At 74.4% G+C, this 16,267-nt stretch carries 12 protein-coding genes; 5 read left to right on the top strand and 7 right to left on the bottom strand.

Features of this window, described 5'->3' with window-relative positions; genetic code table 11:
- The first annotated feature begins 150 nt into the window (after positions 1 to 150).
- Positions 151 to 381, top strand: coding sequence for a hypothetical protein (locus H297_RS0108075; RefSeq protein WP_027736625.1), 231 nt, complete (start codon positions 151 to 153; stop codon positions 379 to 381).
- Here the strand turns inward: H297_RS0108075 and H297_RS35205 are convergent.
- From H297_RS35205 to H297_RS0108090, 3 genes are all read right to left on the bottom strand, one after another.
- Positions 341 to 1,882, bottom strand: coding sequence for an SWIM zinc finger family protein (locus tag H297_RS35205; protein ID WP_051351655.1), 1,542 nt, complete (start codon positions 1,880 to 1,882; stop codon positions 341 to 343). The genes H297_RS0108075 and H297_RS35205 overlap by 41 nt on opposite strands.
- The gene (locus tag H297_RS0108085) at positions 1,879 to 5,205 is read right to left on the bottom strand and encodes an ATP-dependent helicase (protein WP_027736626.1); all 3,327 of its coding nucleotides are present in this window, start codon (positions 5,203 to 5,205) and stop codon (positions 1,879 to 1,881) included. The genes H297_RS35205 and H297_RS0108085 overlap by 4 nt, the downstream gene beginning before the upstream one ends.
- A 211-nt stretch (positions 5,206 to 5,416) precedes the next feature.
- A complete protein-coding gene (locus H297_RS0108090) occupies positions 5,417 to 5,812 on the bottom strand; it encodes a hypothetical protein (RefSeq protein ID WP_027736627.1) in 396 nt (131 codons plus the stop codon).
- 66 nt (positions 5,813 to 5,878) lie between these two features.
- Here H297_RS0108090 and H297_RS0108095 point away from each other — a divergent pair, with 66 nt between their 5' ends.
- Positions 5,879 to 7,336, top strand: coding sequence for an amidase (locus H297_RS0108095; protein WP_486589446.1), 1,458 nt, complete (start codon positions 5,879 to 5,881; stop codon positions 7,334 to 7,336).
- 56 nt (positions 7,337 to 7,392) lie between these two features.
- On the top strand, positions 7,393 to 7,911 hold the full coding sequence (locus H297_RS35210) for an HAD domain-containing protein (protein WP_037793493.1): 519 nt from the start codon (positions 7,393 to 7,395) through the stop codon (positions 7,909 to 7,911).
- A 57-nt stretch (positions 7,912 to 7,968) separates the two neighbouring features.
- Here the strand turns inward: H297_RS35210 and H297_RS0108105 are convergent, their stop codons facing one another.
- From H297_RS0108105 to rpsA, 4 genes are all read right to left on the bottom strand, one after another.
- Complete coding sequence (locus tag H297_RS0108105) at positions 7,969 to 8,367, bottom strand: tetratricopeptide repeat protein (protein WP_027736629.1); 399 nt, start codon at positions 8,365 to 8,367, stop codon at positions 7,969 to 7,971.
- 249 nt (positions 8,368 to 8,616) lie between these two features.
- Positions 8,617 to 9,231: a dephospho-CoA kinase gene (gene coaE, locus H297_RS0108110; protein WP_027736630.1), complete on the bottom strand. Its 615-nt coding sequence runs from the start codon at positions 9,229 to 9,231 to the stop codon at positions 8,617 to 8,619.
- Between the two features lie 97 nt (positions 9,232 to 9,328).
- Positions 9,329 to 10,324, bottom strand: a complete 996-nt coding sequence (locus tag H297_RS0108115; RefSeq protein ID WP_027736631.1) for a PAC2 family protein — start codon at positions 10,322 to 10,324, stop codon at positions 9,329 to 9,331.
- A 193-nt stretch (positions 10,325 to 10,517) separates the two neighbouring features.
- On the bottom strand, positions 10,518 to 12,032 hold the full coding sequence (gene rpsA, locus H297_RS0108120) for a 30S ribosomal protein S1 (protein ID WP_027736632.1): 1,515 nt from the start codon (positions 12,030 to 12,032) through the stop codon (positions 10,518 to 10,520).
- A 400-nt stretch (positions 12,033 to 12,432) separates the two neighbouring features.
- Between rpsA and H297_RS0108125 the strand changes: the two genes are divergently transcribed.
- Positions 12,433 to 13,329: a class I SAM-dependent methyltransferase gene (locus H297_RS0108125; RefSeq protein ID WP_078513841.1), complete on the top strand. Its 897-nt coding sequence runs from the start codon at positions 12,433 to 12,435 to the stop codon at positions 13,327 to 13,329.
- A 111-nt stretch (positions 13,330 to 13,440) separates the two neighbouring features.
- The gene (gene hrpB, locus H297_RS0108130) at positions 13,441 to 15,990 is read left to right on the top strand and encodes an ATP-dependent helicase HrpB (protein ID WP_027736634.1); all 2,550 of its coding nucleotides are present in this window, start codon (positions 13,441 to 13,443) and stop codon (positions 15,988 to 15,990) included.
- The last annotated feature ends 277 nt before the right edge of the window (positions 15,991 to 16,267 follow it).

Consider the following 16,267-nt stretch of genomic DNA (forward strand, 5'->3'; position numbering starts at 1 on the left):
CGTTACCCGCACGAAAGCGGGCTCTCGCAGGACGGTTGGAGGCGTCGCGTACGCTGCCGCTTTCCGTCGAAAACTACCTCAAGGAGCGGAAGGTGACGGTACGGCTGGCCGCGCCCGGGCCGGTGGGGCTGCCCCCGGGGGGCCCAACTGATGCTGCGCACCGATCAGCGCCGCATGACCACGGTGTGCATGCAGCCCGCCGAAGTGGGTGAGCTGATCACCGCGAGAGACAGGCACGTGCTCGCGGTGCACAGCAGCGACCGCTTCGGGGACAACGGGCTCGTCGGCGTGCTCTTCCTGCGCCGTGAGCGGGAGCGGCTGCACATCGACAACTGCGCGCTCAGCCGCCGGGTCTTCGCCCGCGGCATCGAGCAGACCTGAACGGTTCACCCTCCTGCTCCCGCGGCCCGGTCAGAGCTCGCACCGGGTCGTCGGCGGCAAGTCCTTCGGGCCACCACGCGGAGGCGGCGGGATCCTGCGGGGCCGCCGCTCCGCCGGCGTCCTCGGGCTCCGCTCGGTACGGGTACCAACGGCTGTCCCGGCCGTAGCGGAGCTGGACGGGGCGTGTGGTGTGAGTGAGGCGGTTGCGGTGGATGCTCATGGTGATGCCCAAGGCCGCGAGGGCGCTGCGCCCACGGTCGAAGGCGCCCGCCGGCGGGTCCCACACCGTGTCGAGCACCTCCAATCCGGCCACCTCGCCCTGCCGCCAGGCCGCCGCCGCGCGGGCCAGCTCCAGCACGTCCCGCCCTGCCGTCCGGGCGAGCGCGGCGAACAGCGGGGACAGAGTGCGCCGCCCGGTCAGCCGGGGGTGCGTGGCGGCGAGCCGGACGGTGTCGTGCCACAAGGACAGCTCCGAGTCGGGTTCCGGGGCAGAGGCGGAGGCCGGGGCTCGTCGGGCGGCGGCCAGGGCCTGGCGAGCGCGGGCGGCCGCGTCCACGGCGAGAAACGCGAGGGCGTCCGGGCTGGGTGCCCCCGGCAACTCCGGATACGCGGGCCGGTGCTCGTCCGACTCCGCCGGCAGCGGAAGGGGATCGGGCAGCGGCGGCCTGACGGACGTGGCGAACGCTTCGCGCGCCGGCATCGTCCCGTGCGTCCCCTCCTCAGCCCGCGCGGCGGGCACGCGAGGAGACGACCGCGACCGCCCGGAGGACGGCGGGCCTTCGCGCAGGCCGCCCTCGGCGCAGACCCCCTCCCCGGATGCTTCCTCTGTGGGCGTTTCTGCCCCGAACAGCCCCTCCCCCAGTGGCCCGTGCGGCAGCTCCCCGCTCGGCAACGCGCCGACGGGCTGCGCCTGTTCCGCCCGCGTGCGCCGGACAAGCGCTTGTCGCACGGCCTCCTCGCTGCTGCCCCGCAGTCGCCAGAGCAGGCCGGGGTCGCTGTCGAGGAGGCGGCCGGTCTCGTATCCGAGCGCGGCGGCGTGCTTGCAGGGGAGGCCCTGGTCAGGGCAGGTGCAGGACGGCTCGAGCTCCTCCGGGGCGGGAAGGAGACGGGCAGCACCGGCGTCGGCGAGGACCTGTGCCGGCAGCTCACCGTCCAGCACGGCGGCCACCTGCGCGGGCCTGGCCGCCACCGACTCCACGAACGCGTCCCACTCCTGGTGCGAGAGCACAGGCAGGCGCCAGTGGGCCCGGTAGGGACGGGGGCGGCTCCCGCTCACGTACGCGGTGACGTGGCCGGGCCCCGCCCGCACCGTGAACACTCCGCCCCCGCGGGCGTACGCGCGGCCCCGCGCGAGTCGGGCCACGTCCCGCTCGGCGCTGCCGGCCGCCGCCTCCACCGCGCGCACCCACGCCTCGCCCAGCGGCCCGTACGAGCCCTCGGCCGCGGGCTCCGGCCCGCTCCCCGCACCGCCCGCCCCGTCGGCGAGCCCGTACGCCCTCACCCTGGCCTCCGCAACGACACCAGGTCGGCGAGCTGCGCGTCCGTCAGCTCCGTCAGCGCGGCCTCACCGCCGCCGAGTACCGCGTCCGCCAACTGTCGTTTCGCGTCGAGGAGCTGGGTGATGCGCTCCTCCACGGTGCCGGCCGTCAGCAGCCGGTGGACCTGCACGGGCCGGGTCTGGCCGATGCGGTAGGCCCGGTCGGTGGCCTGCTCCTCGACCGCGGGGTTCCACCAGCGGTCGTAGTGGATGACATGGCCCGCCCTGGTCAGGTTCAAGCCGGTGCCCGCCGCCTTCAAGGAGAGCAGGAAGACCGGCGCCTCGCCGGCCTGGAAGGCGTCCACCATGGCCTCGCGCCGGGCGACCGGTGTCCCTCCGTACAGCAGCTGCGAGCCGATGCCCCGCTCCGCCAGATGTGCCTCCAACAGGCGTGCCATCTCCACGTACTGCGTGAACACCAGCACCGATCCGCCCTCCGCCAGGATCGTGGCCAGCAGCTCCTCCAACAGTTGCAGCTTGCCCGAGCGGCCTCCCCGGCCCGGGAGACCCTCGGCGCCCTGCCGCAGGTACTGCGCCGGGTGGTTGCAGATCTGTTTGAGCGCTGTCAGCAGCTTCATCACCAGACCGCGCCGCTCCATGCCCTCGGCCGCCTCGATCCGGGCCAGCGTCTCGCGCACCACCGCCTCGTAGAGCGCCGCCTGTTCCCGGGTGAGCTCGACCGTGTGGTCCGTCTCCGTCTTCGGCGGCAGCTCCGGAACGATGCCGGGGTCGGACTTCCGGCGGCGCAGCAGGAAAGGCCGGACGAGCCGGGCCAGCCGCTCGGTGGCCTGCGGGTCCTCGCCCGACTCGACGGCGCGCGCGTGGCGGGCCCGGAACGTCTTGAGGGGGCCGAGCAGTCCCGGCGTCGTCCAGTCGAGCAGCGCCCACAGCTCCGACAGGTTGTTCTCCACCGGTGTGCCGGTCAGGGCGACCCGCGCGGTGGCCGGCAGAGCCCGCAGGGCGCGGGCCGTCGCGGAGTGCGGGTTCTTCACGTGCTGGGCCTCGTCCGCGACCACCAGGCCCCAGCCCTGCTCCGCGAGGCGCTCCGCACTGCCGCGCAGAGTGCCGTACGTCGTCAGGACGAATCCGGCGTCGCCGCTCTCGTCACGGTCGCGGCCTTTGCTGCCCTGGTGGGCCCCGTCGCCCTCGCCGTTCCGGGTGTCGCCGTCGTGGTGGCCGTCCTCGGAGCCGTTGGCGATCTTGGAGCCCTTGCCGTCCCTGCCGTCCCGCTTGTCTCTCTTGCCCCTCTCGTCCTCGTCGGTCGAGGCGTCCGTGCCGCCTTCCTCACGGGTGAGTCCGTCCAGGGTGCGGCCCGGCCCGTGGTAGCGCCGCACCGGCACGTCCGGGGCGAACCGGGCCAGCTCGCGCTGCCAGTTGCCCAGCAACGACGCCGGGCAGACCACCAGCGTCGGCGCCGTCTCGCCCCGTTCCGCACGGCGCAGGTGGAGGGCGATCACGGTGATCGTCTTACCGAGCCCCATGTCGTCGGCCAGACAGCCGCCAAGACCCAGCGATGTCATCAACTCCAGCCAGGCCAGGCCCCGGAGCTGATAGCCCCGCAACTCCGCCCGCAGGCGCGCCGGAGCGGCCACAGCCCCTGCCACCTGGCGGCCGGAGGTGTCGAGCGTGCCGGGCGCACCGGGAGAGGAAGCCTCCGCGCTGTGGCGCGCCGCCTCGCCGAGCCGGTCGCGGAGGGCCGCCAGCGCGCCCTCGGGTACCGCCGCCACCCGCTCGCCGTCCACCTCGGCCTCGCCGGAGAGCGCGACGGCGAGCGCGTCACCGGGGGAGAGCAGCCCCAGGTGGCGCTTGCGTGCCTTGCGGACCAGCTCCGGGTCGACCAGCACCCACTGGTCGCGCAGCCGTACGAGTGGGCGGTGCGCCTCCGCCAGCTCGTCCATCTCGCCGTCGGTGAGCGGTTCGCCGTCGAGCGCGATCTGCCAGCGGAACTCCAGCAGCTGCTGCTCCTTGAAGAAGCCGAAACCGTCCGACGCCGAGCCCGGCGCCTGCGGCCCCGTCCGTACCACCGCGGTCGAGCTGAGCAGTTCCCTGGCCAGTGCGCGCGGCCAGTGCACGGCCACGTCCGCGGCGGCCAGCGCACGGGCCGCGCGGCCCAGCAGGTCGTTCAACTCCTGCTCGGTCAGCGGCAGGACGTCGGGGACCGGCCGTTGCAGCAGCCGTTCGAGCGGCGGCCACACGCGGGCCGCACGCCGCAGGGCCGACACCGTGTCGACCCGTGCGCGCGCCCCCAGATATGCGGCCTCGCCCCGCCACAGCGCCCCCGCATCCGCGACCAGCGTGGCGTCCGCGATGCTCGCCACCTGCACGACTGCGGCGGCGACGTACGGGTCCGCTTCCGCGGGGGCGCTCTCGCCACCGGCACCTCCCCCTGGGCCAGTGCCTGTGCCTGTGCCTATCCCTGCGTCGACGCCTGTGCCCGTGTCAGCGCCTGCGTGGACCGCCTCGTCCGCACGGCCGGGCTTCGGGACGGGCCCCGGTTCCGGATCGGGACCGCCGTCGAAGATGCGGTCGGCCGACAGGTCCAGGCGCAGGGAGAGGCGGATACCGGCCTCGGTACCGGCCGCCACGTCGGCCGCCCACTCATGGGCGCGCGGATACCGGTCCGTGAGCCGTTGCGGCTCCCGGGCCGCGAAGGCGGGCCCCGCAGCGGCAGGTCCGGCAGGCGTACGGGGCAGCACGTCGGCGACCGCGTCCAGGAAAGCCCGCACGAGGTGTTCCGGCTCCGCAACCCGCAGCGGCTCAGGAGCCGTCGGTGGGCCGGAGGTGCCCGGAGCCGCCCCGACAGCCTCCTGCGACACGACCGGCCCCATCGGCCCCATCGGTCCCGTCGGTACCGCGTGCGCCTCCGGCGGCATGGCCGCAGCCACCGCCCGCACATGCGCCACGTCCTCCTCGTCCAGCGGCCCCGCCCGCCAGACGTCCACGTCCCCCTCGCCCAGCCCCGGAACCAGTCGACCCCGGGCCACCAGGCGCAGCCCGTGCAGTGCGGCGGCGCCCCAGCAGGCGGCGGCCGGGTGGGCGCCCGCGTCCGCGCGGGCCCTCATCAGGACAGGGAGGGCCTCCCGCACCGACAGGCGGCGGACCTCCACCGTGCGGGGCCGTACCTCTGCACCGTCCGGCTGCACCACCCTCAGCTCGGCCGGCTCCCCCGCCTCGGGCAGCGGCCCTCCGTCTGCCGGCCAGAAGGCCACGCTCCCCTGCCGGGGCACCTCCCCCGGCAGAAAGAGCGCGGCGCACCGCAGGAGGGCCCCACCGCTTCCCGACCCCATACGCGCCACCGCTTCCGCACTCACCACACCGCGCCGGACGCACCGGCCTCAACTCGCCGACGAGTCTAGGAGCGGCCACTGACACCGCCCCTGACGATCAAGGGGTGCGCAGGTCAGGCGGGTAGACGGGCCGGGTCGGCCCCGTACGGTGGCGCCGCGTCGGCGCCGGTCACCGCCCGCCGGTCAGCCGGTGGGGGTCGCCACAGGGCGGTCAGCCCAGGTTGATGCCGCCTTGGATGTCCCGTGCCTGGATCACGGACCCGCGCACCCGGGCCGACCCCGACACGGTGTTGTGCACCTCGGAGCGCTCCGCCCGCAGCACCGGCTCGTGCCGTTCGGCCCATCCGCGCAGCAGCGCGGCGAACTCGTCGTCCGCGCGGGCCTGTTCGCCGAGCCAGCCGGTCAGCATGCGGACCTGCGTCTCGTCGGCCGGGTCGACCGCCGTCAGCTCGCCTTCGGCGGGTTCGCCGTCCCGGCGCCGGCCGCCCACCCGCCGCACCAGGGACAGCAGCGACTCCCACGCCGACTGTCCGGCCGCGCTGGCGGTACCGCCTGCGGCGGCGGAGGCGGCAGTGGTGGCGAGCGTGAGCGCGGCGTCAACGTCCATACCGCATACGGTAAATGGCGCTCGGGCCCGGTGCCAGGCCGCCCGGGCGGCTGTACCGTTTCCGGAATGGAGGCGGACAGCGACCATGCGGGCCACCGGCACCGGAGCGGGCTGGTCGCCGGGCGTGCCGGGGACGTGAGGTGCGGGGCGACCGCACGCGATTCCGCCCCTCTCCTCCGTGACGCCGACGGCTTCGCCGCCTACCGCGACATGAGCGCGTGCGGGATCGCCACCGAGGTCAGGTCGGGACGCCTCAGTGCTCAGGAGGTCGTCGAGGCTGCGCTGGCGCGTATCGCCGACGCCGACGGGCCGATACGCGCCTTCACCGAGACGTGGCCCGCACAGGCGGCGGAGTACGCCGCCGAGGTGGACCGGCTCGTCCGTGCGGGACAACTGGCGCTGCCGCTGGCCGGGGTGCCGCTGGCGGTCAAGGGCACCCAGCGGCTGACCTCCCGGCAGGTCGCCCTGCTGAGGGCCGCGGGGTGCGTGCCCGTGGGGGCCACGTCCACGCCGGGTCCGGGCACCGAGTGGCAGACCTGGGGGCACACCGATCGCGGGCCCACCCGCAACCCGCTGGACCCGCGCTGCTCCCCGGGCGGGTCCTCGGCAGGTTCGGCCGCGGCCGTGGCGGCCCGTATGGTGCCGCTCGCCACCGGCAGCGACGGGGCGGGGTCCATCCGTATCCCGGCCGCCTGGTGCGGTGTGCTCGGGCTGAAGACGTCAGGTGGGCTCGCGCCGTTCTCCCGGGGCGGTGCCGGCTGTCCCACCGTGCGCAGTGCGCCGGGTCCGCTGGCTCGCACGGCGGCCGACGCCGCGGCGTACGTCGCCGCACTCCGCGGGCCCGCCACCGGGCGGGCGCCGGATGCGGCCGGACAGGTGTCGGCCGACGGCGGGCGGCTCCCGGGGGCAGCAGGGCGGGTGTCGGCGGCTCCACCCACGCGGCCGCCGCGCATGGCCTGGTCGGCGACGCTGGGGTTCGCAGACACCCGGGACGAGGTCGCCGGCACGGCCCGGGTTCTGGCGGAGGCCCTGGCGGGCGCGGAGATCATCGCGCCGCGGCCCGCCGTCGCCGTGCGGCTGCCCGACCCCGCCGGCTGCTGGCGGGAACTGCGCGCACGGGCCCCGCGTTCCACCGGTACGAGGCCCACGAGGACCCGCGCAGCCACCACAGAAGTCCCCGCACGGGCCGGTACAAGAGCCCGCACCCCAGCCGGCACGGACACTGCGGCGGCGCACCGCACCGCCGCCGAGTTCGCACACGCCCTGGATCAGCTCTTCGCCCAGGTGGAACTGCTCGCCACCCCGACGACTCCCCACCCACCCCACGGACACGACGGACCGGGAGCGACGATGAGCACGGCCCTGACGTGGGCGTTCAACGTCACCGGGCACCCCGCGCTCAGCCTTCCCGCCGGGCGGACGGCCACCGGCGCCCCGGTCGGCCTGCAACTGGTGGCCCCGCACGGCAGAGAAGCCGACCTGCTGGCAGTCGCCGCCGCAGCGGAACGGGAGGGCCTGCTGTGACACAGGGGGGCGGGGACCCGGACGGGGCCCGGGAGCATGCGGGGCGCCCGCTGCTGATGCTGGACGTGGACGGACCGCTCAACCCCTTCGCGGCCCGCTGGCCCCGCCGGCCGCGCGAGTACCGCACCCACCGGCTGCTGCCCCCGGGTCACGCCGCACGCAGGCGGGCTGCCGGACGCCGGGTGGAGCCGCTGCGCGTACGGTTGAACGCCACGCACGGCGAGCGGCTTCTTCGACTCGGCTACGACCTCGTGTGGGCCACCACCTGGGCCGCGGAGGCCAACGACTGCATCGCACCCCTGATCGGACTGGGCCGACTGCCCGTCGTCGCCTGGCCCGAGGAGATCGTGCCCGAGTTGGACGGGCTGCTGTTCAAGACGCGGCATGTGGTGGCGTGGGCGGCGGGACGCCCCTTCGCCTGGGTGGACGACGCCGTGACGGACAAGGAACGCCGGTTCGTCGCCGCCCACCACGCCGGGCCGGCGCTCGTCCACCACGTCGATCCGCGGCGGGGGCTGCGCGACGAGGACTTCGCCACGCTCGCCCGCTGGGCCCGGGAGCACACCCCGGCGTAGCCGTACACGAGCGGGCGACGGCCGCAGCCGCCGCCCGCATCCGTGTGCTGCCGCGCCTCAGTTGCCGAGGTCTTCGGTGGAGCCGGGCTCCGGGGGCTCGAAGGTGTCGAAGCCGGCCGCTTCCACGAAGTCCGGCCTAGGATCGAGTGCGGCGGCCAGCTTGAAGTGGGCACGCGCTTCCTCGTCACGCGAGCCCCGTTGCAGGGTCCGGCCCAGCGCGAAGTGGGCGAACGCGTTGTCGGGCTCCCGTTCCAGTACCCACTGGAACTCCTCCTCGGCGGACCGGAGCCTGGCCGCCAGGAAGTACGCGCGCGCCCGCAGCAGCCGCGCCCCCCGGTGCTCGGGGTGCTCTTCGATCACACTGTCGAGGAGGTGGACCGCGCCACGCGGATCGCGTGCTTCCAGAAGCTGCTCCGCGGCGCGGAACTGGATGAGGTTCGTCTCCGGGCTCGTCACAGCACTGCCCTTCCCGTCGGCTTCCGCCAGGACACAACACCGGCGCTGCCTCGGGCATTCCCGCGCGGCGAGCGCCGGGGGCGACCGCTGATCCGGACAGCCGCGTCCCACCCAAAAGCCGCACCAGCCGGACCGCCACATCGGCCGGAACGCCCAGTTCAGCCGGACCGCCACATCAACAGGCCCGGCAGCCGTGCACCCGGGCGACCGGTTCAGCCGAGGGGCCGCTACGGAGGCCCAGGAGCCGCCTCAGCGGGGCAGCCCGCTCTCCGTGCGGAGGCGGGTCCAGACCTCGCGGACGCGCGGGGCGAGCTCTTCCAGCGGGCCGTCGTTGTCGATCACGATGTCGGCGATCTCCAGCCGCTGTTCCCGCGTGGCCTGCGCGGCCATGCGGGCTCGGCCTTCCTCCTCGGTCATGCCGCGCTGCCGCACGAGGCGGTCCAGTTGCGTCCGGGGCGACGCGTCGACGACGACGACCTTGTCGTAGAGCGGCGCCAGCTTGTTCTCGGTCAGCAGCGGCACGTCGTGCACGACGACCGCGTCGCTGTCGGCCTGTGCCGCCTGCCGCTCCAACTCGGCAGAGCGCTCCCCCACCAGCGGGTGGACGACGGCATTCAGCGCGGCAAGGCGGTCGGGGTCCGCGAAGACGACGGCGCCCAGGCGCGGCCTGTCCAGGCTGCCGTCGGCGGCCAGCACGTCCTCGCCGAACTCGGCGACGACAGCCGCCAGGCCCGGTGTGCCCGGCTCCACGACCTCCCTGGCGATCCGGTCGGCGTCCACGATCACCGCTCCGCACTCCGCGAGCAGCCGCGACACCTCGCTCTTGCCCGCGCCGATGCCACCTGTCAAGCCCACCTTCAGCATGCGGGCCACGCTATACGGTGCCCTCGTACGGTGCCGCGGCAGCGTCCTCGGCGCCTTGCCGGTCCGCACCCCGGGGGCCGGCTGTTCGTCGCAGCCGTCAGTCCCGGTCGCTGCCGTCGCCGCGCTCCTGGCCCTGGCCGGGCCCCTCGCTCTCGCGGTCCTCCCGGTCGGCGAGGAACTGTTCGAAGACCGCGCCGATCTCTTCGGCGGAGGGCAGCTCCACGGGCTCCGCCACCAGGTTGCCGCGGGTCTCGGCGCCCGCGACGGCGTCGTACTGCTGCTCAAGGCCGCGGACCACCGAGACCAGTTCCTCGTCGCCCTCCGCCAACTGCCGCTCGATCTCGTTCTGTGTCCGCAGTGCCTCCGTGCGCAGGGCGTGCGCGACCTCGGGCAGCACCAGGCCGGTCGCGGAGGTGAGGGCCTCGGCGACGACGAGCGCCGCGTCCGGGTAGCGGGAGCGGGCGATGTAGTGCGGCACATGCGCGACGACGCCGAGGACGTCGTACCCGCTCTCGGAGAGCCGCAGCTCGGTGAGCCCCGCCGCGCTGCCGGGGACCTGCGCCTCCTCGAAGACCGGCCGCTGGGCCGGCACCAGCTCGGCACGGTTGCCGTGCGGGGTGAGGCCGACGGGGCGGGTGTGCGGCACCCCCATGGGGATGCCGTGGAAGGTCACGGACAGATGGGCCCGCACCCGCTGCACGATCTCGCGGACCGCCTCGGTGAAGCGCTCCCACTCGTTGTCCGGCTCCGGGCCGGACAGCAGGAGGAACGGCGCGTCCGTCGCGTCCCGCATCAGCCGCAGCTCCAGGCGAGGCGTCTCGTAGGACACCCACCGGTCGCGGCGGAAGGTCATCATGGGCCGGCGTGCCCGGTAGTCGATGAGGCGGTCCACGTCGAAGCGGGCGACGGTGACGTACGGCTGGCTCGCCGAAAGCTGTTCCACGATCTGTTCACCGGTCTCACCGGCGTCCATGAACCCTTCGAAGTGGTACAGCATGACCAGCCCCGCACTGTCGGGCTCCTTGATCACCGCGTCCACGGCGTCGAGGCCTGCCTGATCCCACGAGTACAACGATTCCCGCTCCTGTCGCATACTCCCCCAACGTCTGCGCCCCGCCGGAGCATTCCCGCAGCGCCGAACCGGAGAGCGGGGACGAATCCGGGGGCGGGGTCGGGACGGGCGCAGGACCGGCAGACCGGCCCGGTCCCGGAAACGGGACGAGGCCCGCACCCTGTCTCCAGGATGCGGGCCTCGCTCGGCCTTGCTCAGTGGCGAGCCACCACGGTCAGCTCTGGCCGCCGGCCAGCTTCTCGCGGAGGGCCGCCAGGGCCTCGTCGGACGCCAGCGCGCCGGAGTCCTCGTCCGAGCCCTCGGAGGAGTACGAGCCACCCTGGCCGCCGCCGCCCTGCGGGGCACCGGCGCCGCCGCCGCCCGTGGCACCCTCGGCCGCGGCCTGCTCGTCGGCCTCGCGGGACTTGATGACCTGGGCCTGGTGCGCCTCGAAGCGGGACTGGGCGACCGCGTACTGGTTCTCCCACTCCTCGCGCTGCTTCTCGTAGCCCTCGAGCCAGTCGTTGGTCTCGGGGTCGAAGCCCTCGGGGTAGATGTAGTTGCCCTGGTCGTCGTAGGACGCGGCCATGCCGTAGAGGGTCGGGTCGAACTCGACCGCGGTCGGGTCCGCGCCGAAGGCCTCGTTGGCCTGCTTCAGCGAGAGGCTGATGCGGCGGCGCTCCAGGTCGATGTCGATGACCTTGACGAAGATCTCGTCGTTGACCTGGACGACCTGCTCCGGGATCTCCACGTGGCGCTCGGCCAGCTCGGAGATGTGGACCAGACCCTCGATCCCCTCGTCGACGCGGACGAACGCACCGAACGGCACCAGCTTGGTGACCTTGCCGGGCACGACCTGGCCGATCTGGTGGGTACGGGCGAACTGCTGCCACGGGTCTTCCTGGGTCGCCTTGAGCGACAGGGACACGCGCTCGCGGTCCATGTCGACGTCCAGGACCTCGACCGTGACCTCCTGGCCGACCTCGACGACCTCGGAGGGGTGGTCGATGTGCTTCCAGGACAGCTCGGAGACGTGGACCAGACCGTCCACGCCACCCAGGTCCACGAAGGCGCCGAAGTTGACGATGGAGGAGACGACGCCGGAGCGCACCTGGCCCTTCTGGAGGGTGGTGAGGAAGGTCTGGCGGACCTCGCTCTGGGTCTGCTCCAGCCAGGCACGGCGGGACAGGACCACGTTGTTGCGGTTCTTGTCCAGCTCGATGATCTTGGCTTCGAGCTCCTTGCCGACGTACGGCTGGAGGTCGCGGACGCGGCGCATCTCGACCAGGGAGGCCGGGAGGAAGCCGCGCAGGCCGATGTCGAGGATGAGGCCGCCCTTGACGACCTCGATGACGGTACCGGTAACGATGCCGTCCTCTTCCTTGATCTTCTCGATGGTGCCCCAGGCACGCTCGTACTGAGCGCGCTTCTTCGAGAGGATCAGGCGGCCTTCCTTGTCCTCCTTCTGAAGGACCAGGGCCTCGATCTCGTCACCGACGGCGACGACCTCGTTGGGGTCGACGTCGTGCTTGATCGACAGCTCACGGGAAGGGATGACACCTTCGGTCTTGTAACCGATGTCGAGCAGGACCTCGTCCCGGTCGACCTTCACGATGACGCCGTCGACGATGTCGCCGTCGTTGAAGTACTTGATCGTCTCGTCGATCGCGGCGAGGAAGGCTTCCTCGGAACCGATGTCGTTGACCGCAACCTGCGGGCTGGTGGCGGAAGTCTCGGTGCTGCTCGTCATGTGGGAAAGGGTCTCCGGTACGGACATGAAGTCGTAGGTACTGCCACGCCGAGAGCCCTTTGATCGCACCGCATGCAAGTCAGCCGGACAGCCAGATAAGCCGGAAACCCGAGGGGACATACAACAGATGCGAGCGCGGCCTGCTCCGTCCGAGGCACGCAGGCCCGCAGCGCAACTTGTAGCATACGGGGGCCGCTGGGCATGGTCAATGCGCGAAAGAGTACAGCCGGGACGGAAAACCCCATTCCCGGCACAACTCGCTTCGACGGACGAGCAGATGGCCCCGCGCGGCGGGGTTCCCGCAGTGTGAGACGGTGCCCGGCCGCCTCCGGTGCGTGCCCGGCGGGTCCCCCTCGGTGCTCGACAGCGAGCCCGGACGAAGAGTACGGCTACAGGTGCGATGGAACAAAAGCACGAGGTGGACGGCACCGTCCGCCCTGCAAGTGGACAACCCGTCACCGAAGGTGACCGTATCGTCTCCCCCGACGACGACGCCGAGGCCGTACGGCGCCCGGCCGGCGGCCCGGAGAGCAGCCGCGCCAACCGGGGCTGGTGGGACCGCAACGCGGACGAGTACCAGAACGACCACGGCGACTTCCTCGGCGACGACCGCTTCGTCTGGGGCCCCGAGGGTCTCGACGAGGCGGAGGCCGGGCTGCTCGGACCGGCCTCCGGGCTGCGCGGCCTGCGGGTGCTGGAGATCGGCGCCGGTGCGGCGCAGTGCTCCCGGTGGCTGGCCGCACAGGGTGCTCGGCCCGTCGCCCTCGACCTGTCCCACCGGCAGCTCCAGCACGCCCTGCGGATCGGTGACGGGAGGGGCGGCGAGCTGTCTTTCCCCCTGGTCGAGGCGGACGCGCGGGTGCTGCCCTTCGCGGACGAGTCCTTCGGCCTGGCCTGCTCCGCCTACGGCGCGATCCCGTTCGTGGCCGATCCCGAACGCGTCTTCGCCGAGGTCGCACGCGTGCTGCGGCCGGGCGGGCGGTGGGTCTTCTCGCTGACCCACCCCCTGCGGTGGTCCCTGGCCGACGAGCCCGGCCCCGAGGGGCTGACCGTCCTCGCCTCCTACTTCGACCGCACGCCGTACGTGGAGCAGGACACGGAGGGGCGGACGGTGTACGTGGAGCACCACCGCACTCTCGGTGACCGGGTCCGGGAGCTGACGGGCGCCGGTTTCCGGCTCGACGACCTCGTCGAACCGGAGTGGCCCGAGGACAACCAGCAGGTGTGGGGCGGCTGGTCCCCGCTGCGGGGGCGGCTGGTGCCGGGCACCGCGATCTTCGTCTGCACGCGCGCATAAGGCCGGCCGCACCCGCACGTGAGGGTGCCCCGCGGCAGGCGCGCGTCGGGTGGGCGCGGGCAGGTGCGGGCGGGCGCAAACGGGCGCGGGCCAGACAGGGACAATCGCCGGGTGCGCCGCGACGACCAGTTGACCCAGCTCCCCGTTGCCGAGGCCCTGCCGGACCTGCGGGAGGCCCTCGCCGCCCGCGGCGCAGCCGTCGTGCACGCGCCGCCCGGCACCGGCAAGACGACCCTGCTCCCGTTGGCCCTGGCGGGGCTCCTCGGCGACGGGACGCCGCCGCGAACCGTCCTGGTGGCGGAGCCGCGCCGGATCGCGGCCCGCTCGGCGGCGCGGCGGATGGCGTGGCTGCTGGGTGAGCGCCCCGGACAGAGCGTGGGCTTCACGGTGCGGGGAGAGCGCCGGGCCGGGCCGCGTACCCGGGTCGAGGTGGTCACCACAGGCGTGCTGTTGCAGCGTCTCCAGCGGGACCAGGAGTTGCCGGGGGTCGACGTGGTCCTCATGGACGAGTGCCACGAGCGGCACCTGGACGCGGACACGGCGTTGGCGTTCCTGCTGGACGTCCGAGCGACGCTCCGCCCGGACGACCTGTGGATGATCGCGGCCTCGGCGACGCAGGACAGCGCGGCATGGGCACGGCTGCTGTCCGCGCCGGTCGTCCGCGGCCGGGGAACGAGCCATCCGGTGCAGGTGCGGTACGCGCCTCCGCCGTCGGGCGTGCGGCCCCCGCACGGGATGTGGGTGGACCCGGCCCTGCTGCGGCACGTTGCCGCGACGGTGCGGCGGGCGCTCGCCGAGGTGCGTGAGGGGGACGTGCTGTGCTTCCTGCCGGGCGTGGGCGAGATCGGGAGGGTCGCGGCCCTCCTCCACGACGTGGACGCGCACGTGTTCCAGCTCCATGGGCGGGTGGCCGCGCAGGCGCAGGACGAGGTGCTGCGCGGTGGCACGACCGCGGGCGGCGGCGGACGGCGGGTGATCCTGGCGACGGCGGTGGCGGAGTCGAGCCTGACGGTGCCCGGCGTGCGGGTCGTCGTGGACGCGGGGCTCGCCCGGGAGCCCCGCATGGACCACGCGCGCGGTCTGGGTTCCCTCACCACGGTGCGGGTCTCGCGCGCCGGCGCGGAGCAGCGGCGCGGCCGGGCGGGCCGGGAGGCGCCCGGCGTCGCCTACGCGTGCTGGGCGCAGGCCGAGGAGGCGGGCCGCCCCCGGGAACCGTCGCCCGAGATCACGGTGGCCGATCTGACCACGTTCGCGCTGCACGCCGCCTGCTGGGGCGATCCGGACGCCTCGGGGCTGGCGCTGCTGGACGCCCCGCCGGGCGGTGCGATGGCAGCGGCACGCGAGACGCTGCGCGCGGTCGGGGCGCTGGACGGGGCGGACCGGGTCACGACCCGGGGCCGGCGGCTGGCCCGTATCGGGGTGCACCCCCGGCTCGCCCGGGCGCTGCTGGACGGCGCCGCGGACGTGGGCAGTGAACTGGCGTGCGAAGCGGTGGCGCTGCTGAGCGAGGAGCCGCCGCGGGCGTACGGGGACGATGCGGCGGAGGCTCTGCGGCGCGCCCGCACGGCACACCGCAGCGATCCCTACGGGGTGCGCTGGGCCGCCGAGACACGGCGGCTGCGGGCGCTGCTGGGCGAGGAGACTCCGCGCCCGGCCGGGCTGGCCGACGAGCAGGGCGTGGGCACCGTCCTCGCACTCGCCCAGCCCGAGCGGATCGGGCGCGCCCAGCAGGCGGGCTCCTACCTGATGGTCGGCGGGACCCGGGCCGAGCCGGCCGTGACCAGCCCGCTGCGGGGCGCACCGTGGCTGGCGGTCGCCGTGGCGGACCGCCCGGTGGGCGCCGCCTCGGCCAGGGTGCGGCTGGCCGCAGCCGTCGACGAGGCGACGGCGCGCAGCGCTGCGGGCGCGCTGCACGGCGTGCGGCAGGAGGTGCGCTGGGACCCCGCGCAGGGACCGCAGGGAGGCGGCGGTGACGTGGTGGCCCGCGAGGTGGAGTCGCTGGGTGCCGTCCCGTTGGCGGTACGGCCGCTGCGTCACGCGCCGGCTCCGCTGCTTCGGGAAGCGGCGCTGGAGGGGCTGCGCAGGTGCGGGACGGAGCTGCTGCACTGGTCGCAGCACGCGCGCTCCCTGCGCCGCCGTCTGTGCTTCCTCCACAGGGCACTGGGCGCGCCGTGGCCGGATGTTGCGGACGCGGCGCTGCTGGCGCGGGCCGACGAGTGGCTGGGCGAGGTCGTCTCGCGGGCGGATCTGGCCCGCGTGCAGGCGGGCGAGGTGCTGTCGGGGCTGCTGCCGTGGGCTTCGGGTCAGGCGACGCGGCTGGACGAGCTGGCGCCGGAGCGGATCGAGGTGCCCTCGGGTTCGCGGGTCCGCGTCGACTACGAGCCGGAGCAGCCGGTGCTGGCGGTCAAGCTCCAGGAGATGTTCGGGGCGCGGGAGACTCCCCGGGTGGCGGGCGGGCGGGTGCCGCTGCTGGTGCATCTGCTCTCCCCCGCGGGGCGCCCCGTCGCGGTCACCGCCGATCTGGCCTCCTTCTGGGCGGAGGGCTACCGGGGTGTGCGGGCCGAGTTGCGGGGGCGCTACCCCAAGCACCCGTGGCCGGCGGACCCGGCGACGGCGGAGCCGACCCGGCACACGAAGAGCAGGCGGCCCGCGGCGGGGTGAGCCCGGCTCCTGCCCTCCGGCACGGCGCGCCCCGCTGTGGAGCGTGGCACCGGCCCGTCGTGGACGACGACTGTCCTGCTCGACTGAGGGCGTCCGGGTCGGTCGTACGGGCCGCGGCCCGACGCCGGGGAGCGGGCCACCGTCCCGTCTGCGCTGCCGCACCCGGTGGCGTCCCGGCGCGGCAGCCGGGGCGGCGGCAACCGTGGAGGGCCCGATCCGGTCGAGCGGATGCGGCAGGCGGCCGGGGGGCCGACTGCCGCGGACACCGTGGTGCGGC

It is taken from the genome of Streptomyces sp. CNT360 (assembly GCF_000424785.1).